The sequence below is a fragment of the Treponema sp. TIM-1 genome (assembly GCF_046533115.1).
Taxonomy (GTDB): Bacteria; Spirochaetota; Spirochaetia; order Treponematales; family Breznakiellaceae; genus JAIRMO01.
Map to the genome: position 1 here is coordinate 256,504 of NZ_JAJQRC010000001.1, position 22,530 is coordinate 279,033.

Genomic DNA, 22,530 nt, shown 5'->3' on the forward strand with positions numbered 1-22,530 from the left:
ATAAAAGCGTCTCCAGGACAAAAAAAACGTCCCAATATGGAAAGTTATGTTTTTATTGTCTTGGGCCTGGTATCCTTTTCGGTTCTCCTGGTTTCCACCCGGAGTTTTGTCATTGATTTTCAGGGTATCGGGTTATCCGCGTTTTCCGGCGTCCGGGGGGGAGTCCACTTGGTTGCTTCGTTTTTTTCCCAGACCGTCCTTTCCATACAGGAACTGGCCTCTTTACGGCGGGAATACGCGGAGTTAACCGATCGGATAACCCGGTATGAGCAGCTTGAGCGGAATGCCGCGGAGATCCGGCAGGAAAACAACCGCCTCCGGGAACAGCTAGGGTTTTCAGAAACCCTGGTTTACCGGCACGTCCCCGCCGAACTTATCGGCAGGGACCCGGACAATCTCTTTTCGGCCCTGGTTATCAATAAGGGAAAATATCACGGCCTGGCGAATAATATGCCGGTCATAGCCTTCCAGAACGGGATTCAGGCCCTGGTGGGTAAAATAGTCCAGGCAGGACAATTTGAAAGCCTGGTTATGCCCCTTTACGATACCAGCTCATATGTTTCATCCCGCCTTTCGGATTCCCGGTATGAGGGAATTGTGGAAGGCCAGGGGAGTTCCGATATGCCCCTGATCATGCGTTTTATCAGAAAACGGGCCCGAGACGAGATCAGCTTTGGGGATCTTATCACTTCCAGCGGAATCGGAGGGGTATTCCCTCCAGGAATTACCATCGGAAGGGTGAGTGAAATACATTACGAGGAATACGAAACTTCCATGGAAGTGGAATTGGAGCCCGCCATAGATTTTTCCAGGCTGGAATATGTCTTTGTGATTGAAACTGAAAAAAAGAATGAAGCCGGATGGGAAGGGGATGGGTAGGCGTGTTATTTGGGCGACGGTTTTCGCCCTTATTGCCGCTATTTTACAGTCCACTTTGCTTTCCCGTCTGGAAATTTACCATGCGATTCCGGATCTTGCCCTGGGCATTTTGGTATTCAGCGCGTATAATAACGGTACCATGACCGGACAACTGACGGGATTTTTTTCAGGATTTCTTATCGATTTTTTATCCGCCGCCCCCCTGGGATTTAACGCTTTTATCCGTACCATGGTAGGTTTTTTGACCGGGATTATGAAGGGAACCTTTTTTTTAGATATATTTTTTCTCCCCATGGCTTTATGTGCCGGGGCTACCCTGGTTAAGGCCCTTTTGGTTTTTTTACTCCACCTGCTTTTTGCCGGGGCTATTCCGGCTTATCCCCTCCGGGGACCTACCCTATGGGTGGAATTACTCCTCAACAGCCTTTCCGCCCCAATTTTATTTGGTTTCCTTAAATTTTTCAGATCCCTGCTGGTGATGGATCAGGGAGATCGATAATGGATTTTACCCCCCAATCACCCCCAATCCAGGAAAACACCGAAAAACGGATTAAAATACTCCAGTTTGTTTTTATAGGTATCTTTATCGTCTACGGTATCCGGCTTTTCGGTATGCAGATATTACGGGGTGAATTATACCGTTCCCGGGCTCAAGACATAGCCCGGCGGACCACCGTAATTCCCGCCCAACGGGGAGAAATTTACGACCGTCGTTTTGATCAACCCCTGGTCCTTAATGCCGATTCTTTTGCGGTAAATATCACCCCCGCGGAAGTCCCCCAGGGAAAGATACCGGCCCTTATTGAAGAACTTTCAGTAATTCTGGGAATTCCCCCGGATCAAATCGAAGGGAAGATACCTCCCCAATATTATTATCTTTTTCAGCCCCTGGAAGTCGCTTCCAACGTGGCGTATAATAAAATCGCCGTTATCGCGGAAAATGTAGATACCCTTCCCGGCGTTTCCTGGCAATCCAAACCTATCCGGAACTACATTGAAGCGGGAAGCCTCTCCCATATCATCGGTTATGTGGGGGATATAACCAAGGACGAACTAACCATGTTGTACAACAGCGGGTATAAACAGGGCGATGTTATCGGTAAAGCGGGTATCGAACGGCAGTATGATGAAATTTTGCGGGGCACGGACGGTCTGGAAACCCGTACCGTGGATGTTCGGGGCAGACGGATAACCGGAGGCCTGGCGAATGTCCGGGAACCTCCGGTTATGGGGAAAAATATTGTGCTTTCCATAGATCGTTCCATCCAGCTATTGGCGGAAAAAGCCCTGGGAGAACGGATGGGTTCGGTGGTGGTCATGCGCCCCCATACCGGTGAAATTCTCGCCATGGTTTCTTATCCCTGGTACGATCCGACGATTTTTATCCGTAATGATTCGACCGCCGAATACCAGGCCCTGATCGATGATCCCAACAAACCCTTTTTGAATCGGGCCATACAATCCAGCTATCCTCCGGCTTCAACCTTTAAAGTCATCATGACCACCGGTGTTTTACGGGAAAATGTCTTTTCACCGGATCAACTGGTGGACTGTTCCGGTGAAATACATTACGGGGACCGGCAGTGGCGTTGTCATATCCGAAAGCCCGGTCATGGACATCTTAATCTCCAGCAAGCCATGGCCCAATCCTGTGACATTTATTTTTGGGTGGTTGGCCGGGATTACCTTGGGATTGAACGGATCCTGGAATACGCAAAAGATTTTGGTTTTGGGGAACTTACCGATATCGACCTGCCGGGGGAAATATCCGGTTTTATCCCGACCCCCCAGTGGAAGGATCGCCGGTTTCATGAACGGTGGCTGGGGGGGGATACCATGAATATGTCCATCGGTCAGGGATATACCCTGGTTACCCCTATTCAAATGGCAAATATGATAGCCATGGTGGTTAATGACGGGGTAATTTATAAACCCCATATTCTTAAAGAGGTCCGGGACCCCTTGTCCGGGGCGGTGGAAACTACCATTGCCCCCGCCATCCTGCATAAAAGCGATGTGGAGCCGGCGGTTTTTGAAACCGTCCGCCGGAACATGCGGTCGGTTATCAGCGAAGGAACCGCCCGGTTTCCCCTTAACATACCAACCGTGGAAATTGCCGGAAAAACCGGAACCGGCGAAGTTGGTCTTCCGGATCAGTGGCATTCCTGGTTTGCCGCCTATGCGCCTTACCAGACGGATAATCCGGAAGAACAAATCGTGGTATCCGTTATAGTTGAAGCGGTTAATAAGTGGGAGTGGTGGGCGCCCTATGCGTCGGCCATCATCTTTCATGGTATTTTTTCCGGGCAGACCTATGAAGAATCGGTTTCCGCCTTGGGGCTTCAGTATCTGATGCCTATGCAAGGGCGCCGGGAATAATGAAATTACGGAATTTGCTGGAAATTGATTTTTCCCTTTTTTTTGCGGCCCTTATCCTGACGTTTTTTGGGATCCTTTTTATTTACTCTTCGGGAATCACTTCTACGGGGGTACTGGTTTCCAATGAGTATATACGGCAGATAGTATGGGCCATAGGCGGCACCATGATTGCCCTCTTTCTGGCGATGATAAATTACCGGCGCTTATACGATTTATCCCTCTATTTTTATTTGGGTACCCTCCTGCTACTTGTGTATACCTGTTTTTTCGGCCGCCTGGTAAACGGGGCTAGGGCATGGATAGGGATCGGCTCCTTTGGAATTCAACCGTCGGAATTCGCAAAAATCACCACGATTATTTTGCTGGCCCGGTATCTGGATTCTTCAAAAAAAAATCAAAAGCACCTGGTCCGGTTTGCCGTTTCCTGTATTATTGTTTTTATTCCCATGGGAATCGTCCTTCTGCAGCCTGATTTCGGTACGTCCCTGGTTTTTATTCCCATTCTCCTGGGCATGACCTTTGTTGCGGGCATATCCTTTCGGTATATTGTTTTTTTAAGCGCCTGTATTCTCTTTACGGGAATATTTATGGTACTACCCCTTTGGCAGAGTTACATATTGCAGGGCGCCATGCCCTTCCTCTCAATCATTCAGAATGTCCGGTTTGTGGCTATCAGTGTGGCCGCCTTGTTCCTGGTGATGGTTATCGCCTTGATCGGAGTGCGGTTGTATAAAAAACAATATTTTTTTTGGATTATATACGGAGCGGCGATTATTACCTTTTCCCTCGGGGCATCCTTTATATCCCATAAGGTATTAAAGGATTATCAGATCATGCGGCTCATCGTGTTTCTGGACCCCAATGTAGATCCCCGGGGGGCGGGGTGGAATATTATCCAATCCATTACCGCCATAGGTTCCGGAGGGCTTTTAGGTAAAGGGTATCTCCAGGGAACGCAAAGTCATTACCGTTTTCTTCCCCAACAAAGTACGGATTTTATTTTTTCTATTTTTGCCGAAGAATGGGGACTTCTGGGGGGAATTTTAGTGTTCACCCTGTTTCTCCTTATTTGTCTCAGGCTGATAAGAATTATGAAAACCACCGCGGATGTTTTTGGTTCCTTTATTGCGGCGGGCCTATCCGCCATGTATATTTTTCATTTTTTGGTCAATGTGGGGATGACCATGGGGATTATGCCCATCACCGGAATCCCCCTTTTATTTATGTCCTATGGCGGTTCCGCCCTCCTATCCGCCATGAGTGGTATAGGTTTATCCCTCAGCATCTATATCAGAAGGTATCAACATTAATTTATGGAGATCCGCTATATTGATCCCCTGGTGGAATTAGGCCCCTTATTATTGGAAGTTGAAAAGCCTGCCCGTTATATCGGCGGGGAATACGGAGCCATCATAAAACAGGAGGGGGCGTTCCGTACCCTCATTGCTTTTCCCGATCTTTACGAAATCGGCATGTCCAACCAGGCGCTGAAAATTCTCTATAACCGGCTTAACCGGCTGGAGGGGGTATCCTGTGACCGGGCCTTTGCCCCGGTACCTGACTTTGAAGCCCTGCTAAAGAAACAGGGGATCCCCCTTTACGGCCTGGATACCGGTATAGCCCTAAAGGATCTGGATATGCTCTGTTTTACCCTGGGTTATGAATTGGGTATTACCGGTGTGTTGACCATCCTGGACCTTGCCCATATTCCCCTCCGTGCTGCGGAACGGGGGGATGGGGATCCCATCATCGTCATGGGCGGTCCCTGTGTTTCCAATCCCCGGCCCTACGAGGGATTTATCGATGCTTTTTGGATAGGAGAGGCAGAGGCCGGTTTTTTTGAATTGATCCAAACCCTGGCAGACAAAAAAAAGACGGGGGAGGGGAGGGAAGGGCTGCTTTCCTTGCTTGTTTCCCATCCCCATATATGGACCCGGGGCAAGGCCGGGGCAAGCCGGGCGGTGGACAGCGCCTTTGCCCAACGGCCCCCGGAGGCGGCGGTATTTCCCGTTCCCAGTATGAAAATAATACAACACCACGGGGCGGTGGAGCTTATGCGGGGCTGCCCCAACGGCTGCCGTTTCTGCCATGCCGGGTACTGGTACCGGCCCATGCGTCAGAAACCGGCGGATACGATCCGGCAGGAAATCGCCGCCCTGATAGATCAGGGGGGATTCCGGGAGATAAGCCTCTCCTCCCTTTCTACCGGGGATTACCGGCACATCGACGATCTGGTCACCTCCCTTAACGCCGCCTACGCTTCCCGGTACATCTCCTTCCAGCTTCCCTCCCTCAGGGTTTCCACCTTTTCCCTGCCCTTGTTGGAAAAGGTGTCCGAGGTTAGGAAAAGCGGCCTAACCTTTGCCGTGGAAACTCCGGCGGATGCCTGGCAGCTATCGATAAACAAGGAGGTAAGCCGGGAACAGGTGGTCGCCATCCTCCGGGAGGCGAAAAAGCAGGGCTGGCGGGGGGCGAAGTTCTACTTTATGGTGGGCCTTCCCCTGGGGAACGGGGGGGGATGCGGTACCGAGGAGGGGGAGATCGTCGATTTTATCCTGGATGTCGCGGCCCGGACCGGGATGCACTTCCATATCAATGTGGGTACCTTTATCCCCAAACCCCATACCCCCTATCAGGGGGTCCCCCAGATCAGCGAAGTAGAGGCCCGGGAAAAGCTTGATTTTATCCGATCCCGGCTCAGACCCCGGGGACACAAGGTGGGTATTCAGGACCCCTTTGTTTCCACCCTGGAGGGGATCATATCCCGGGGAGACGAAAGGGTAGGGGACTTGATCGAAGACGCCTACCGTGAAGGCTGCCGTTTGGACGCCTGGGCCGAATACTTCCAGGGAGACCGCTGGACTTCCCTCCTGGAAAAGTATCGTCCCCTGGGGGAGGAGATCCTCGGGGCCCGTAAATCGGGAACCGCCCTTCCCTGGGATTGTATTGATTCCGGCACTAGCCGCGGTTTTCTTACCGAGGAATGGAAAAAATCAGCAGAAAAAGAAATTACTTTACCATGTATGAATAATTGTACTCATTTTTGCGGAAATTGTCATGGCGATAACAAGATAGTCGAAAATAATATACATAGTAAAGTAATTTCTGATGGTATTTCTCAGGGGTTTACGGCCCCGCAGATTAAGAAACCGGCTCCCGATACCTACCGAATCCTCTTTTCCTTTTCCAAGACCGGAAAGGGGGTGTTTCTTTCCCATCTCGGCGTAATAGAGGTCTTTTCCATGGCCTTTATCCGCTCCGGTATCCCGGTTCTTTTTACCGGAGGCTTCAATCCCCTCCCCAAACTCGACTTTGCCTCCCCCCTGGCCATGGGGATCGCCGGGGAAGGGGAGATCGCCAGCCTGGACACCGACTATCCCTTTGAGGCGGAATGTTTTAAGGATACCCTGAACCGGGCGCTTCCCCAGGGTTTTTCCGTGATCGAGGCGGTAAATCTCCTCATCCCCGGGGGGCTCAAGAAACATTCCCTGGCCTCCTTGCTCTGGGGTTATGAATACGAAGCCCCGGATTCCCACGGGCCGGACCTGGTTAAGGCAGGGGATGAAAAATCATACCGCCTTACCCAAAAAGGCCTCTACGGCCTTCGTCGCCGGGCCGTTCTGGCCAAGCCCCCGGGGGAAGATATTTCATCATCCTATTTTACCGTATACCGCGGCCTCTATCCGGAAAAGGTCCTCTGATTCTGCTAATTCTTTATATTATAAAGAATTAGCGATATGTTATAGTAGACAGAATATACATTATGAATAGTAATGAAGATTATGATTGGACGGTTCCAGGTTTTAAAACCGCCCTCTTCTTTTAGGGTTTAGGGTAAACGGAAAACACCGATAAACGTAGGCTTACTGTAAATAGTTGAATAATTATCACTTACCCCGACGGCGACAACATACATGGCGACATAGGTATACATGGGCCCGCTTCCGCCGGTGGTGGGCTGGACATCGCTATTTCTGGATGCGTTTTCGGCACTGTAAAGATCCGTTTGGTTCCGGAATAAGCGATCCGGGGCCGGGTTATATACCGCGGATGAACGTTGTATGGGATTGCCGTTGATTACGGGCGGATCTTGACCGAAATCAATGGTATAGGTTCCCGGCAAAAATTGAGTATCCAGGGTATAATACTTCCGATTGGTAAAGAGGGTTCCTACGTTGGTCGACGTGGAGGTATCGGGGTTTGTATACGGCTGTATCGTCGAATAATCACTATATAAATAGGAATTAACAGTAGAAAGCATTCCCTCTTCTATGGTTACTTCCAGTAAATTGCCGCTTACATATATCCGGTAATAAATAGCATAATTTCTAAAATAGTCCTCTACGCGTTGGGGAGGAGGCGGAAGCCTTACCGTTGCCAGGGTGTTTAACGTAATAGTGATCTCAGACCGATCAACCTGCTCAAGATAGATATAGTCATCCACACCGCAGCTTAAAAAAACAACGGTTATGCCTAGGATATACAGTAATTTTTTCATCTCAATCTTGTTCCTCGGATCTCAAAATATTCAGAGCTATCAGCCGGCTCTGTGCTAAATTTACCCAATCTCCCTCGCTTTGCCAACTGTTAATTACCCCTTGATAGGCTTCTATAGCGGCATCGTAGTTGTTTAAGGATTCTTCCAGCCTTCCTATGGCAAACTGAGCCCTATGGGCGGCGGGGAATTCCGAAAAGCCGGTACATTCGGTATAAAGGGCTATGGCCGTTTCTATACTCCCCTGCTCCTCCGCCGCCACCGCGGCATTATACAGCGCCACCGGGGCCAGATAGGTTTTCGGCGCTTTCCGGGCGGCATTGGTCCAGGCTTCCTGGGCTTCGGCCCAGGATTTTTTATCCCCATAGATGTTTCCTAACAGGGAATAGGCCCGGGCCCCGGCATAGGAAAAGATCCCCGACGCAAAAGTTTTCAACTCATCCTCCAAAGCCCGGACCTCCTCCTCCTTGGAAGGTTCGTTGATCTCGGAGCGAAGGGCCTCGTAGCGTTCCCTAAGACCTTCGACCTTGCCTATGGCCTTAGTTTGCAGGGTATCCCGGATGGCAATGGCGGCGATGAGCCCGCCGAAAATAACAATGATACCCAGCAGTACCGTAAATAAAATTTTACGATTATTTTGAACAAAGTCAACCAAAGTGTCATTTATTTTTTTATCCCGTTCCGCCTTTTCATTAATAGATGTTGCCATATTCAATGCTCCTTAGGATTAATATCGAGTTCTTTAATCAGCCTGGATAAATAGGTCCGTTGAATATCCAGGGCTTTAGCGGTTTCTGTCTGATTCCAATGGTTTTCTTTTAATATTTTTTGAATAAAATGGGCTTTAAATAGATTGATCGCCTTTTTCAGATTACGGTTTCCTCCCTCTCCATATTCCGATGAGGAAGGTTCGTTCTTAAGAAAAAGGACATCCCGCGCTATCCGCGGAGGTTTTCCGATAACACAGGCCCGTTCAATACAATTCTCCAACTCCCGGACGTTTCCCGGCCACGAATAGGACAACATGGCTTCCATGGCCTCGTCGGAAAAACCGTCGAATTGTTTTTTAATGGTACGGATACACTTTTTAAGAAAAAAAGCCGCCAGTTCCGGAATATCCTCAGGGCGCTGCCTGAGGGGAGGAATATACAGGGGCAGCACATTAAGACGATAATACAGATCACTGCGGAATTCCCCTTTTTTTACCAACTCGTCAATATCCTTATTGGTCGCCGCCAAGATTCTTACATTTACCCGCTGGGAAATATCGGATCCGACCTTTTCAAAGGTTTTTTCCTGAATTACCCGGAGCAGCTTTGCCTGTAACGATAGGGGTAAATCTCCAATTTCATCCAGAAATATGGTTCCCCCGTCGGCCATTTCAAACCGTCCCCGCCGGTTTCCCAGCGCATGGGTAAAGGCGCCCTTGACGTGCCCGAAGAGTTCACTCTCCAGGAGGCCCTCCGGCAACGCGGCGCAGTTTACCCGGATAAAGGGTTCCTTGCTCCGGGGGCTGCGGAGGTGTATCTGTTCGGCAAAAATCTCTTTACCCACCCCGCTTTCCCCCAAAATCAGGACCGACGAATCGGTTTTTGCTATCCGGTCAATAAGCTCAATTTTTTCCAGGGTCACCGGACTTTTCGCGATGACAGGATGGTACCCCTCTTCCGTATACAGCTCGTCCTGTAATAAACGGATCTCCTCCCGGGCCCGTTCCATACTGCGGGCATTTTGCAAGGCGATGGCCGCCTGGTTGGAAAAAATTTCAAGCCACTCCAATTCGTCCTGGATAAAATATTTATCGTTTTTTTTATTGATAAGCTCAATGACCCCGATACATTCATCTTTAACCCGCATGGGAACCGCCATCATGGTCTTACAGGGATACCCAATTTGCTTAAAAAGTTCAATAAGGTACCGGGCATCATTTTGCACGTCGTTAACGATAACGGATTTATTATGTTCAACCACCCATCCGGCAATACCCGCTCCGGCTTTCATGGTGTATTTTTTTACCTCCGCTCCCAAGCCCAAGGCGACCTCAAAATAAAGCTCCCCCGTCTCCCGATTAAGGAGCAGCAATGAGGATGCTTCTCCCTCACAGAGACGAGCCGCCGAATCAATAATCTGGGTCAAAAGCATATGTACATCAGAATAATCCGAATTAATAAGATTATTGATCTCGATTAGAGTATTAAATTTTTGGACATCAATGGTTGACAGCATACAAATGCGGTCTTCTAATTGGTACCCTTAGACTTTAAAAAATCTCCCAGGGTATACTTGGAATCCTCCGCCTCCTCCGCCGCCATATAACGGGAAAGTTCGTCCCGCTGAACCTTTTTTTGATAATCCCTGATTGAGAAGGCTACCATTGATTTTTCAGGCTGCAATTCCAGAACCACTGCCTTTATCTTGTCTCCAACCTGATATTTTTTAAGAGCCTCATCGGGATTTTCTTCCCGGTTCTCCGGGAGGTTTGATTTGTGGATAAGTCCTTCGATACCGCCGGGGACTTTAACAAAAATACCAAAATCCTTGATAGAAGACACTTCTCCTTCGACTAAACTTCCGGGTTTATAGGTTTTGGCAAAACTTTGCCAGGGATCTTCCGAAAGCTGTTTGATTCCAAGCCGTATATGGTGGTTTTCCTGGTCCACATCGATAACCATTACCTCCACCTCCTGGCCCACCGAGAGTTCGCTGCCGGGACGTTTCTTTTTGGTCCAGGAAAGATCATCCCCATGAAGGAAGCCGTCGATCCCCTCTTCCAGGTTGACAAAAGCCCCCGCATTGGTAATTTTTACGACCTTGCGGGAAAGCCTTGTACCCACGGGGTACTTTTCATTGATATCGTTCCATGGATTGGTGGTGACCTGTTTCAGCCCCAGGGACACCCTCCCCGCCTGGAGATCATATCCCAGGATCATACATTCCACTTCATCCCCAATGGCCAAAACTTCGCCGGGCTTCTGGATCTTCCGTACCCAGGAAAATTCCGAAATATGGGCTAAACCTTCGATGCCTTCCTCAAGCTCAATAAAGGCGCCGAAATCGGTTAATTTAGTTACCCTGCCCTTGACGATGTCATTGACATGGTATTTATCCTCAAAATGCACCCAGGGATCATCGGTAAAATGTTTGAGGGATAAGTTAATCCGTTTTTCCACCGGATCGATTCTGATAACCTTTAGGCGTATCTCCTGGCCTTTTTTTACAAAGTCCTTGGGCCGGGTTACATGGCCCCAGCTCATATCGTTGATATGGAGCAACCCGTCGAATCCCCCCAGATCAATAAAAGCGCCAAAGGAGGTAAAACTCTTTACCGTCCCGACAACCTCAGCGCCTATGGGGGTATTCACAAAGAAATCGGCCCGTTTACGCTCAATTTCTTCTTCGATCCATTTACGGCGGTTTATCACGATATTGACTTTACCGTCGGAATAAAGCCGCTCCACATAAAAAGAAGTCTTTATTCCCAGGAGTTTTTCCGGTTTATCGACCTTTTGGGCGTCTGATTGACTTATGGGGAGGAAGGCCCGTACTCCGGCCCCCAGATCCACGTCGTATCCGCCCTTAACCAGCTTTTCGATGGTTCCCTCAATAACCGTATGATCCTGAAAAGCCTGCCGGAGATTTTTCCAAAACAACTTAACATCCGCTTTTTGCTTGGAAACAATCACTTCTCCATGTTTATTCTCTTTGGTAATGAGAATAACCGAAACCACATCCCCGACATTGGGGATTTCGGTAAATTCCGCAATGGGAATCTTTCCCTCCGATTTGTAGCCCACATCGATAAAGACCTGGTCTGGGGTAACCTGGATAACAGATCCGTCGACCAGTTGTCCTTCTTCGAGCTGTTCAAGGGATTTAAGATACTCTTCCTGTAATTGTGTTTGGATATTGTCCGCGGAATTTTTAGACTCATCCATTTCCACTTCCATCTGAGCCATGGTTGATCCTTATAACTGTATTTTCTCTATTAATTTGTCATAAACTTGACTTATGGTCAAGTACGAAGTATCAAAATAAATTACTTCCGGGGCAATTTTAAGGCTTCCTTCGGCTTTATTTTTATCAATTTCATCCCGTTCCAGGATGGCGCGTTTTATTTCTTCAAGGCTGAGTTTGGAAACCCCCTGGTCATACCGCCTTTGGGCACGGGCATCCGCCGAAGCGTCCAGAAAAAAGCGGTATTCCGCCTGGGGAAAGACCACGGTGGTCATATCCCTCCCCTCCACCACCACGTTAAGTCCCTCGGCGAGCTTCCGGATAAGATCGTTTACCACGTGCCGGATGGGAACAATGGCGGATAGGGGGGCGGAATACCGGTCGATCTCGTCGGTATGGAGGAGGGAGACCACATTTTCCCCTTCCAGGTATACATCGTCGTTCCGGTAGTCAATCCGGGCTTTTTTCGCGTATTCCAGCGCCTTTTTTTCGTCCGTGGGATTGATATTATTCCGCAAACACCCCAGGGTAATGGCCCGGTAAAGGTTCCCCGAATTAATATAGGTAAACCCAAGACCCGCCGCTACCAGCCTGGCGATGGTACTTTTTCCTGCCCCTGCCGGTCCGTCTATGGCAATAACCATGCTCCTCCCCTCCTCCCTGGCCGGTCACATACCGCTGCTTAAATACATAATTGCCTGTTTAAAAAGCTGTTTTTCCTTTTCCGCTTCCGATACACCCGGGGTAAGGGCAGCCTCTGCCCTGCCTAGGGCCTCTACCGCCGCTTTTCGGTCATAACCCATGCCGATCAACGCCTCGGCCAACTCCCCGTAGACGGTCCGGGGCGCCTCCGCCGGGGAGGTGAGGCGGCCCTTTAAGGCCAGGATCATCTTTTGGGCGGTTTTTTTCCCCAGCCCCGGTACCGCTTCAAGCCGGCCGAGGTCCTCATTTTCCAAGGCCCGCTCCAGTTCTTCCTGACCTATCCCCCCCATGATCTTAATCGCCCCTTTGGGGCCTATCCCCTCTACCTTGAGGAGTTCCAGGAAGGTACTCCGGCGTTTATCATCGGAGAAGCCGAAAAGCCGCAGCTGATCCTCCCGGTGGTACAACCAGGTAAAAACCCTTCCCTCCTCTCCCACCGGGGGAAGCCGGCTTATATCCGTGGCGGGGACCGTAATATCCCATTCCATGCTTCCGGAGAGGATATAGAGGGCATCGGCATGTTTTTCGGTAATAATTCCCCGAATGCTGTTGAACATATCTCCACTATACCCCAGCGGAAGGGCCCATTTCAAGGAGTTTCCGGGGATTCTGTTTTCCTTAAAATAAGGATGAATGGGCGCAGCATACCGCCGCCCCCAGGGCATCCGCGGCATGATCCGGGGTGGGGATGGCCGCCAGTCCCAGGATCAAACGAACCATTTCCTGAATTTGCCCTTTGTCCGCGCTCCCCCTGCCCACCACGGCCTGCTTGATTAAGCGGGGGGTAAACTCCCTGACCGGTATTTCCCGTTCCGCCAGGGCCATAGCGAGTACCCCCCGGGCTTCGGCTACCGGCATGGCGCTGGTGATGTTCCGGCCAAAATAGAGGGTCTCGATGGCGGACTCCCCGGGTTTATACATATCCAATACGGAGCAAAAGGCTTTATAAATACAAAAAAGCCGTTCCGCTCCGGAACGGTCCGGGTGAGTTTCAATACAACCATGGGCAACATAAATAAGCCGCTGCCCATCAAAATCAACAATGCCCCAGCCGGAAGCGGCCAGTCCGGGGTCAATTCCAATGATCCGCCGGACCCGGCCTCCTGATATCCCCGGGGCCGGTAGAACCCTCGGCCCTTCCGCGGATTCAAACTCCGGAGGCGGGTTTTTTCTATTCCGCTTCAAAACCTTCGGGGATTTCAATATTGGAATATACGTTCTGCACGTCGTCGTTTTCTTCGAGCCTATCAATCAAGCGCAGGATTTTTGCGGTGGCATCATTGTCCAGGGTTACTCCCACTTCGGGAACCATGCTGATTTCGGCGTTGAGGGTTTCCAGCCCCTTCTCGTTCAGGGCGTTTAAGACCGTCTCAAAATCCTCGGGGACGGTGGTAACCTCAATGATCCCATCGGAAAGGGCCACATCCTCCGCCCCTCCCTCCAGGGCAGCCTCCATAATCTGATCTTCGGTGTACTTTTCCCCGTCAAAGGTAATGATGCCCTGCCGTTTAAAAAGCCGGGACACGGCGCCGGCGGTAGCCAGGTTACCGCCCGCCCGGGTCAGGATATTCCGCACATCTGCGGCGGCCCGGTTTTTGTTATCCGTAAGGACTTCGATTAGAATCGCCACTCCCCCCGGGGCATAGGCCTCGTAGGTAAGTTCTTCGTAATTGACCCCTTCCAGCTCCCCGGTACCCTTCTTGATAGCCCGGTCGATATTATCCTTAGGCATATTTGCCCCCCGGGCCTTTAAAACAGCGGTTCTTAACCGGGGGTTACCCTCAGGATCACCCCCGCCCATTCGGGCGGCAATAGAAATTTCTTTAATCAGCTTGGTGAACATTTGGCCGCGTTTTGCGTCCGCGGCGCCCTTCTTGTGTTTAATAGTCGCCCATTTACTGTGGCCGGACATGATAACTCCTTCTCCTGGATACGAATTTTCCGTACCCCTTTTATTTAGCATACGGGGTGTATACTCCCCGTACTTAAAACTTCTATAAAACTGAAGTTTTGGGAATGCAGCGATAACCTTCAAATTTACCGGGTTTCAAATTTACCGGTCTGCATAGCCTTTTCAATAGCATCTTTCACTAAACGATCGTACCATTCGTAGGTGAAGGGCTGTTTTGTCCTGATCACCGGTTTTAACGATAATTCCAGCTGATCTTTGCAGGATTCACAGAGCTCCCTATGGGCTAAATGAAAATAATTACGTCCCGCCACCGGTTGGGATATGTTTTTTTTGCAAACATCACAGGTTAAGGTCTTCATTACCATCTCCTTATTATGACGAATCGGGCTTGTCTCAAAATCCGGTTAAAACCGGCTTGAGAAAAAGCGGTCTAAAAGCCCAAATTAAGCCCGCCCGCTTTTCCCTTTAAATTTAAGGCCGCTTGACAAGCACGGCGTATATTTCAAAATTTGACCTTCTGAAACAAGCTCTATTTTATAATATCCTAATAAGTTTAAAATGTCGAGATATTATCAGGGATTTAAAAAAAATATATTGAAGCTTTTTTAAAAATGTCCCCTTTTGAAAAAAGCTCTATTTCCATCCCTCAAAACGACCGATTATAGGGGAAGATACCCGATGAAACCTAGAAACGATCCCCCCCATTTTATCATCAATACCATCCCCTATAACCGGAAAAAGGTACTGATCATCGCCGAATTAGGTACCTCCCATGGCGCGGACCCGATAAAAGCCAAAGAGCTGATCGATGCCGCGGCCAAAGCCGGGGCGGATGGTATAAAATTTCAAATTGTTTATGCCGATGAGATCCTCCATCCCAATACCGGTGAAGTTACCCTGCCCGGCGGAAAGATCCGCCTCTATGACCGGTTTAAACAACTTGAAACAAGCCCGGATTTTTACGCGGAATTAAAGGAATATGTGGAATCCCGGGGACTTTTGTTTCTGGCAACCCCCTTTGGCCTCCGAAGCGCCCGGGAGTTACGGGCCTTGCATCCGCAGATCCTCAAGGTCGCTTCGCCGGAACTCAACTATACCGCCCTGCTTGGTGAATTGGCTTCGTATCGTATACCGATGATGCTCTCCACCGGCGTATCCAAACTGGCGGATATTGAGGCCGCCCTGGATATTACCGGTCACGACCAGGTCTGTCTGCTCCACTGTGTTACCTCCTATCCCGCGCCGGAACGGGATTATAACCTCCGGGTCCTTCCGAATCTCGGCGTCCTCTTTGGGGTGAGTATGGGGATAAGCGATCACAGCCCGGATCCGGAGTTGGTTCCCGCCCTGGCCGTGGCTATGGGGGCGGCGGTGATTGAAAAACATTTCTGCCTGTCCAGGAACGATCCGGGACTTGATGACCCCATAGCCCTTCCTCCGGCGGAATTTTTCCGGATGACCGGGACCATTCGACGGGCCTCATCCATGGAAACCGGGGATATCGCGGACGCCCTCTCTAAAGAGCGGGGTAGCGAAATAGTGGAAGCCATCCTGGGGGACGGGGTCAAGCGGCTTGCCCCTTCGGAGGCGGCCAATTATGAAAAAACCAACCGCTCGATCCATGCCGTCCATGATATTCCCCGGGGAAAGATCATACATCCCGGGGATCTGGCCATCCTGCGGACAGAAAAAATACTCCGTCCCGGCCTGTCCCCTTCCTGGGAACCCCAGTTATACGGCAGAAAAGCCCTGAATTTTATTCCCGCCGGTCAGGGGGTACGCTTTGAGGATATATAATCGACCGTAAAGAACGCCGCTTTTTAGCCCCCGGTAGCATCCCTTGAAAAATTTCTAAATATCGACAAAAATATACTTATAGAAATTGAGGCTTTTTCCTATATTTAGTTAATTTGTCTTTTAAAATCATGGCCCGGGTGGGTTATAGGATTTTGAAGGGGCCCCAATTTTTTCACTTGAGTCAATTTCAATTCTTGGTTATTTTAAAATTAGGGATATTTCCCCCAATTAACTGGGTTTTGGAGATGGTTCGTGGTTTGTGAAAACCGGACATGAGACTGCTTTTTTTGAGATTTTTTCCAAAACCAACCGAGGTTTCGGAGAAGTTTTTTGTTTTATCGCCAATGAACCTTGATTCGCCGGCGATGAAATTGTAATGTTTTAGCGGAAATTGTTTGGAAACCGAAGGGTCCGGACAATTCCAATAAATTTGGAGCATATGATATGGCAAATTCTCTGACCGGACCGGCTCACTATTTAGAGAAATTTGGCGATCAGAGTGTCGTATGTAATAAATTCGCTTTAAACAAATTGGGGGTAGCCCAGGGGCAGTGTTTTTTAAAAATAGGTGAATATGTTATTCTCTGTGTGCCCTTTCAATTTGGGTTTAAACGTTCATTGTTTTTCGCCTCCCTTTCAAAGCAGGAATTACTCTTTTTTAAGCGGTATGTAAATGAAATTATAGGGCTTTCCATAACCTTTACCCGGGCCGGGAGGGGTGAACCGCTTAAATTTTTTATCCGCTGTAACCTGACTACCATAGGACATATGAAGGGAAGGGAAAATGTGGGGCTATTTGTGGTGGATTTTAAAAATACGCCTAATGATTTCGTTGTCATTATGGGGGAATTTTTGGAAAACCAGGAGCGGATGAAGGCCCAATATGAAGATTATGGCAAAACCGCTATACGAATAACCCCGTTAACCGCAAAAATGTTGGGCTACAATCTGTATGCCGCTGTTGTTGAACCGAATGCGGAGGTCCGGCGTATTCAAATTTCTAGTTTAAGTACCAAAACCATCGAACACCTGGAAGCGGCCGGTTCTTCCTACCGGTTCCCCGGAACCTCCGTGGCATACCAGCTTTTCTTTAAAAAGCACCGGATCATCATTAGCGGTACCATTGTTTCCGTAGTCACCCTCCCCCAGGGTATCATAAAAACCGTCTCAACCCTGGCATTTAGTCCGGAGCTGGTGGAAATAATAAATGATTATTGGTATAATTTTCATTCGAGCCCCGCGTTGGAAAAAGTCCGGTGAGTTTTTAAAATTTCCCCGGTGCCGGGGAAATCTGTTTTTCTGACGTGGGGTAGTTATGGCTGACCTTATCACACCAAAAATACTTAAGGGGTTTCGGGATTTTTTACCGGGGGCGGAGATTAAACGCCGGGATCTGGTTGAGCAGATAGAAAAGTCTTTTCGGGCCCATGGTTTTGTTCCCATTGATACGCCGGTATTGGAATATTCGGAGATACTCCTGGGAAAAGGAGGGGGGGAAACGGAAAAACAGATATACCGTTTCCATGATCACGGCGGCCGGGATGTGGCCCTGCGTTTTGATCTTACCGTACCCTTTGCCCGGTTTTTAGCGGAGCACCGGCCGGAACTTACCCTTCCCTTTAAGCGTTATCATATCGCCAAGGTGTGGCGGGGCGAAAACACCCAGCGGGGCAGATACCGGGAATTTACCCAATGTGACTTTGATATCGTGGGTAGTGACAGCCCCGCCGCGGATTTTGAGATCCTCCTGCTGATGCGGAATACCCTGTTGGCTGTCGGCGCCGGGGAGGCAACCATCCGCCTGAATCACCGGGGCTTTTTTAACCGGTTCCTTGCAAAAATCGATGCCGGAGAAAAATCGCCGGAAATTCTGCGGATCGTGGATAAACTTGCCAAAATAGGCAGAGACGAGACCGGGAAACTTCTGGCGGAGCTTTTGGGGGAAGAACGGGCCCGGGCGGTACTCGGCTATATTGAAACCAAGGGTTCCTATGAGGATACGTTACAGGCTATGATCCGCTTTGTCGGGGAGGACACCCCCGAATCGGACCGGCTTTGGATGCTCCGCCGTTTTATGAAGGATACCGGAACCACCGCTTCCTTTATGCTGGATCCTTCTATTACCCGGGGACTTGATTATTATACCGGGGTGGTTTACGAAACCTTTTTGAATGGGCTCCCGGAGATAGGTTCGGTGTGTTCCGGCGGCCGTTATGATAATTTAGTGGGCTTGTATTCCCGGGAAAAGATCTCCGGGGTTGGTTCCTCTATCGGTTTAGACCGGCTTATCGCCGCTTTAGAAACCCTGGAAATGACCGTGGAAAAAAACACCTACGCCCCCCTGGTGATTGCCTGTATCCGGGAAGAGGATGCCGGGGCATATCAAAGTTTAGCCGCTAGATTTCGCGGGGCGGGCATTGCCTGTGAGGTGTTTTTTGAACCGATAAAGCTTACCCAGCAGTTTATTTTAGCGGAAAAAAAAGGCGCCCCATGGGTTGTCATCCCCGACGGAGCGGCCCCCCTTGACCGTCCGCTTACGCTGCGGGAAATCGCCCAACGGCAAAACCGGGAGGGTCTTTCCTGGGAAGAGGCGGCCCGGATCATACAAGAAGACCGGTAGGGCCCTCAAAACCTAAAGGCCCCCTTGCACCGGATCAGAACCCGGCGGCCTGCCACTCGGCGGCGGCTTTTTTAAAGGCCCCCGCCGAGGCTGTTATCACCCCTTCGTCCACACAATAGGCAAAACGGACCCAGCCGGGTTTTCCAAAGCCCCTCCCCCCTACTCCCAGGATGAGGTGTTTTTTTAGATGGTTTACAAAGGCCCCATCATCCCCGCTTGTTCCGGGAACCTGGGCGAAGAGGTAAAACGCCCCCTCGGGTTCGGCATAGGAGATACCCGCGTCATCCAGCACCTTTTTAAAGGCATCCCGCCGCCGGGCATATACCTCCACATCCACCCGGGCATCGGTAAGCTCCGCCACGATCCGCTGCATCAAAGCCGGGGCGTTAACATAGCCCAAAACCCTGGTGCCGTAAATAAGGGCGGCCAGGACCTGATCCTGATCCCGAATCCCCGGATTTACCGCAATATACCCAATCCGTTCACCGGGCAGCGAAAGACTCTTGGAATAGGAGGTTACCACCAGGGATTCCTCATAGGCGGAAAGTATCGGGGGAACCCGGATTTGATTATAGGCGATCTCCCGGTAGGGTTCGTCGGCGATAAGATAGGGAAAACGACCGGTTTTTTTTCCGTGGTTCCGTAAAACATCCGCCAAGGCGGCGATGGTTTCTTCCGGGTAGATCCTGCCGGTAGGATTATGGGGGGAATTGATCAACACCGCGGCGGTTTTTTCCGAGAGTCCGGCCGCTATGGCAGGGATATTGAGGTTAAAATCGGGCAGGGAATCTACCTCGATGAGACGTCCCCCATGGTTTGCCGCATAGGCCTTGTATTCCATAAAATAGGGCCGGGAGACCACCACCTCATCCCCGGGATTGAGCAGGGCCTTGAGGACCACATTGAGCCCCCCCGCGGCCCCGACCGCCATGATGATATGGGCTCCCCCCAGGGTTACCCCCTGTTCCCGGGATGCTTTTTTTGCCAAGATTTCCCGTACCTCGGGAAATCCCGCATTGGGCATATAACCATGGGAACCTTTTTTATCCTCCTCCGCGAGTTTTACCAATATGTTATGAAACGCGGGGGGGGGATCAATATCGGGGTTTCCGATGGAAAAATCAAATACCTTATCGGCTCCGTATTGTTTTTTTAGCTGGGCCCCCTCTTCAAACATTTTTCGAATAAGGGATGATGAACTTAACGCTTCTTGTACCGCATTGGCTATGGGCATACTATCCTCCGTTTTATTTTTTCTGCTAAGGGGCGGTTTCAAAACCCCTCTGAATTTTGAAACCATCCCTATGAGGTATGAATACCTCTGGGCGGCTCCCTATACTAAGGTCCGGGCGATCCGAACAATATCGGCGAAGATCCCCCCGGCAGTTACCTGGGCCCCCGCGCCGGGGCCCTTTATTACCATGGGAAGGGCCGTATACCGATCCGTGGTGATCACCACAATATTGTCCGAATCGACCAGGGAACGAAAGGGACTGCCCTCGGGCTCGGCCCGGAGGGAAAGCCGGGCGGAACCTTCTTCTATATTTGCCACATACCGCAGGACCTTACCCTGGGTAGCCGCTTCGGCCCGGCGCTGTTCAAAGAGCCGGTCGGCTTTTTCCAGTTCCGTGAAAAATTCTTCCACCCCGGAGGCTTCAAAACACGCCGGGGGCAGGATGGGTTCGATGGAAACCGCGGAAAATTCCAGGGACATATCACATTCCCGGGCCAGGATCAGGGCTTTCCGGGCGGCATCCATGGCGTTAAGATCATCCCGGGGATCCGGTTCGGTATAGCCCTTGGCTTTTGCTTCCCGGACCAAGGCGGAGAAGGGTTTGGACCCGTCAAAGTTATTGAAGATAAAACTCAAGGTACCCGACAGAACCGCTTCGATCCGCCGGACCTTGTCCCCGGAAACCGCCAGATCCCGCAGGGTCGAAATGACCGGAAGGCCCGCGCAGACCGTGGTCTCATACAGATAGGGGATGCCCCGATCCCGGGAATAGCCGGTAAGGACCTTATAATAATCCAGGGTGCCGGAAACTCCCCGTTTATTGGGGGTGATCACGGGAATTGATGACCGCAGGATCTCGGCGTGCCGGGAAGCAATTTCATCACTGGCGGTACAATCGCAAAAAGCCGTATTGGGCAGGTTAAAGGCCTTCATCTTTTCCAAAAAAAAGGATAAATCAAAGGCTTCGGCCCCATCCAGGAGGGTTTTGGCCTTTCCCGGATCGATCCCTTCGGTATTAAAAAACATCTTCCGGGAATTGGCAATCCCCACCAGGTTGATACGGATCTGATGTTCATCGGCGAGGATTTCCCGGTGGACCGCGATTTGTTCCACTAAGGTTCCCCCGATAAGCCCGGTCCCCATGATGAAGAGGTTCACCGAACGGACCCCGGAAAGGAAAAAAGCCTCATGGATGGCGTTGAGGGCCTTGGCTTCATCCTGCCGGGATACTACGGTCGAAATGTTGAGTTCCGATGAACCCTGGGCAATGGCGATAACATTAACCCCATTTCTTCCCAGGGCATGAAAGACCTTTCCGGAAATTCCCGAAGTATTTTTCATCCGGGAACCTACCACGGCAATTATGGAAAGATCCTGCTCCACCACCGGCGGTTCAATAATCATGGAGGATATTTCCCAGGTAAGCTCATCTTTTATGGCTACCGAAGCGGCCTTTCCGTCCTGGGGCAGCACCGCAAAACAGATGGAATATTCGCTGGACCCTTGCGAGATGAGGATAATATTTATCTTTCGTTTTGCCAGGGCCCCGAAAAGACGGGAAGAAAACCCGGCAACCCCCGCCATACCGGAACCTTGCACCCTGACCAGGGCTACGTTTCCGATGGAACTGATCCCCCGGATGGGAAAGGGGCTGGGCTCCACTTCGTCCCGTATGATTGTTCCGGTTCCGGTAGGATTAAAGGTATTCCGGATTCTGATGGGAATACCCTTTTCCAGGGCCGGCCGTATGGTGGGAGGATGCAGAACCTTAGCGCCAAAATGGGAAAGCTCCATGGCTTCCACATAGGATATCTCTTCAATGGTAAAGGCGTTTTTTACCAGCCGGGGATCTGCGGTAAGAATACCGTCCACATCGGTCCATATTTCCACCATGTCGGCGTCTAGGGCGGCGCCAAAAATGGCCGCGGACAGGTCCGAACCGCCCCGTCCTAAGGTGGTGGTATGCCCCTCGGCGCTGGCCCCGATAAAACCGGTGGCTATTTGCAGGGCAGGCCTTTTTGCCAGGGCTGATTTGATATTAAAAAAACTTTCCCCCAAGAGAAAACGGGCGGACCCGTATTGCTCATCGGTGGTTATGAGGGTACGGGTATCAAGGTAATCAGAAGGAATCCCCGAAACCGTACATATCCGGGCAATCAAAGGCGCCGAAAGCCGTTCCCCAAAGCTCATAATCGTATCAAGGATCCGGGGAGAAAGTTCCCTGAGGATCATCACGCCATCCAAAATACGGTTCAGATCGGCAAAACAGGTATGGGTATACTTGTCCGCCTCCTCACGGATATCGCCTGTAAGAAAAAGAGCGCTCATATCCAGATGCCGCTTTCGCATGGTTTCTATGGTGATGGTATAGGTATTATCCCCCCGGGCGGCCTTTTCGGCAATCTCGATTAACTCGTTGGTTACACCGGAAAAAGCGGAAACCACCACCACCCGGACTTTACCGGAATGTTCATCATCCTTTAAAATCTCGATAAGTTTGCCTATCGCATCGGGGGAACCAACCGAGGTACCTCCGAATTTTAAAACGAGCATATAAT

Annotated in this window: 17 protein-coding genes and 1 pseudogene; 8 read left to right on the plus strand and 10 right to left on the minus strand. The window is 50.4% G+C overall.

The window, feature by feature from the left end:
- Window positions 1-36: 36 nt before the first annotated feature.
- Genes mreC through LQZ21_RS01150 form a run of 5 tightly spaced genes read left to right on the plus strand, consistent with a single transcriptional unit; the run spans window position 37 to window position 6,959 of the window.
- On the plus strand, window positions 37-879 hold the full coding sequence (mreC, locus tag LQZ21_RS01130) for a rod shape-determining protein MreC (protein ID WP_411042264.1): 843 nt from the start codon (window positions 37-39) through the stop codon (window positions 877-879).
- A complete protein-coding gene (gene mreD, locus LQZ21_RS01135) occupies window positions 872-1,378 on the plus strand; it encodes a rod shape-determining protein MreD (RefSeq protein ID WP_411042266.1) in 507 nt (168 codons plus the stop codon). The genes mreC and mreD overlap by 8 nt, the downstream gene beginning before the upstream one ends.
- Window positions 1,378-3,258, plus strand: coding sequence for a penicillin-binding protein 2 (gene mrdA / locus LQZ21_RS01140; protein WP_411042268.1), 1,881 nt, complete (start codon window positions 1,378-1,380; stop codon window positions 3,256-3,258). Before mreD ends, mrdA begins: the two co-directional genes overlap by 1 nt.
- On the plus strand, window positions 3,258-4,568 hold the full coding sequence (gene rodA / locus LQZ21_RS01145; protein WP_411042269.1) for a rod shape-determining protein RodA: 1,311 nt from the start codon (window positions 3,258-3,260) through the stop codon (window positions 4,566-4,568). Before mrdA ends, rodA begins: the two co-directional genes overlap by 1 nt.
- A gap of 3 nt (window positions 4,569-4,571) precedes the next feature.
- Window positions 4,572-6,959 (plus strand): TIGR03936 family radical SAM-associated protein, encoded by a 2,388-nt coding sequence (locus tag LQZ21_RS01150; protein WP_411042271.1) that lies wholly within the window; start codon window positions 4,572-4,574, stop codon window positions 6,957-6,959.
- A gap of 128 nt (window positions 6,960-7,087) precedes the next feature.
- Here the strand turns inward: LQZ21_RS01150 and LQZ21_RS01155 are convergent, their stop codons facing one another.
- From LQZ21_RS01155 to LQZ21_RS01190, 8 genes and pseudogenes are all read right to left on the minus strand, one after another.
- On the minus strand, window positions 7,088-7,756 hold the full coding sequence (locus tag LQZ21_RS01155) for a hypothetical protein (protein ID WP_411042272.1): 669 nt from the start codon (window positions 7,754-7,756) through the stop codon (window positions 7,088-7,090).
- Window position 7,757: 1 nt separating this feature from the next.
- On the minus strand, window positions 7,758-8,462 hold the full coding sequence (locus tag LQZ21_RS01160; protein WP_411042274.1) for a tetratricopeptide repeat protein: 705 nt from the start codon (window positions 8,460-8,462) through the stop codon (window positions 7,758-7,760).
- Window positions 8,463-8,464: 2 nt separating this feature from the next.
- Window positions 8,465-9,979, minus strand: a complete 1,515-nt coding sequence (locus LQZ21_RS01165) for a sigma-54-dependent Fis family transcriptional regulator (RefSeq protein WP_411042276.1) — start codon at window positions 9,977-9,979, stop codon at window positions 8,465-8,467.
- Between the two features lie 14 nt (window positions 9,980-9,993).
- Window positions 9,994-12,351: pseudogene (gene rpsA, locus LQZ21_RS01170) on the minus strand (30S ribosomal protein S1).
- Between the two features lie 24 nt (window positions 12,352-12,375).
- Window positions 12,376-12,966 (minus strand): Holliday junction branch migration protein RuvA, encoded by a 591-nt coding sequence (ruvA, locus tag LQZ21_RS01175; RefSeq protein WP_411042278.1) that lies wholly within the window; start codon window positions 12,964-12,966, stop codon window positions 12,376-12,378.
- A 61-nt stretch (window positions 12,967-13,027) separates the two neighbouring features.
- Window positions 13,028-13,612 (minus strand): crossover junction endodeoxyribonuclease RuvC, encoded by a 585-nt coding sequence (ruvC, locus tag LQZ21_RS01180; protein WP_411042280.1) that lies wholly within the window; start codon window positions 13,610-13,612, stop codon window positions 13,028-13,030.
- Window positions 13,581-14,321 (minus strand): YebC/PmpR family DNA-binding transcriptional regulator, encoded by a 741-nt coding sequence (locus tag LQZ21_RS01185; protein WP_411042282.1) that lies wholly within the window; start codon window positions 14,319-14,321, stop codon window positions 13,581-13,583. The genes ruvC and LQZ21_RS01185 overlap by 32 nt, the downstream gene beginning before the upstream one ends.
- A 125-nt stretch (window positions 14,322-14,446) precedes the next feature.
- Window positions 14,447-14,680 carry a hypothetical protein gene (locus LQZ21_RS01190; protein WP_411042284.1) on the minus strand — a complete coding sequence of 78 codons (234 nt, stop codon included), beginning with the start codon at window positions 14,678-14,680 and terminating at the stop codon, window positions 14,447-14,449.
- A 319-nt stretch (window positions 14,681-14,999) separates the two neighbouring features.
- Between LQZ21_RS01190 and LQZ21_RS01195 the strand changes: the two genes are divergently transcribed.
- The 3 genes from LQZ21_RS01195 to hisS all read left to right on the plus strand — a co-directional run bounded on the left by LQZ21_RS01195 (window position 15,000) and on the right by hisS (window position 18,738).
- Window positions 15,000-16,118 carry an N-acetylneuraminate synthase family protein gene (locus LQZ21_RS01195; protein WP_411042286.1) on the plus strand — a complete coding sequence of 373 codons (1,119 nt, stop codon included), beginning with the start codon at window positions 15,000-15,002 and terminating at the stop codon, window positions 16,116-16,118.
- A 444-nt stretch (window positions 16,119-16,562) separates the two neighbouring features.
- Window positions 16,563-17,378 (plus strand): PilZN3 domain-containing protein, encoded by an 816-nt coding sequence (locus tag LQZ21_RS01200; protein WP_411042288.1) that lies wholly within the window; start codon window positions 16,563-16,565, stop codon window positions 17,376-17,378.
- Window positions 17,379-17,433: 55 nt separating this feature from the next.
- Window positions 17,434-18,738, plus strand: coding sequence for a histidine--tRNA ligase (hisS, locus tag LQZ21_RS01205; RefSeq protein ID WP_411042290.1), 1,305 nt, complete (start codon window positions 17,434-17,436; stop codon window positions 18,736-18,738).
- A 34-nt stretch (window positions 18,739-18,772) separates the two neighbouring features.
- On the opposite strand, the gene LQZ21_RS01210 is transcribed toward hisS, so the two are convergent.
- On the minus strand, window positions 18,773-19,972 hold the full coding sequence (locus tag LQZ21_RS01210; protein WP_411042291.1) for a pyridoxal phosphate-dependent aminotransferase: 1,200 nt from the start codon (window positions 19,970-19,972) through the stop codon (window positions 18,773-18,775).
- 99 nt (window positions 19,973-20,071) lie between these two features.
- A complete protein-coding gene (gene thrA, locus LQZ21_RS01215; RefSeq protein WP_411042292.1) occupies window positions 20,072-22,525 on the minus strand; it encodes a bifunctional aspartate kinase/homoserine dehydrogenase I in 2,454 nt (817 codons plus the stop codon).
- Window positions 22,526-22,530: the final 5 nt, after the last annotated feature.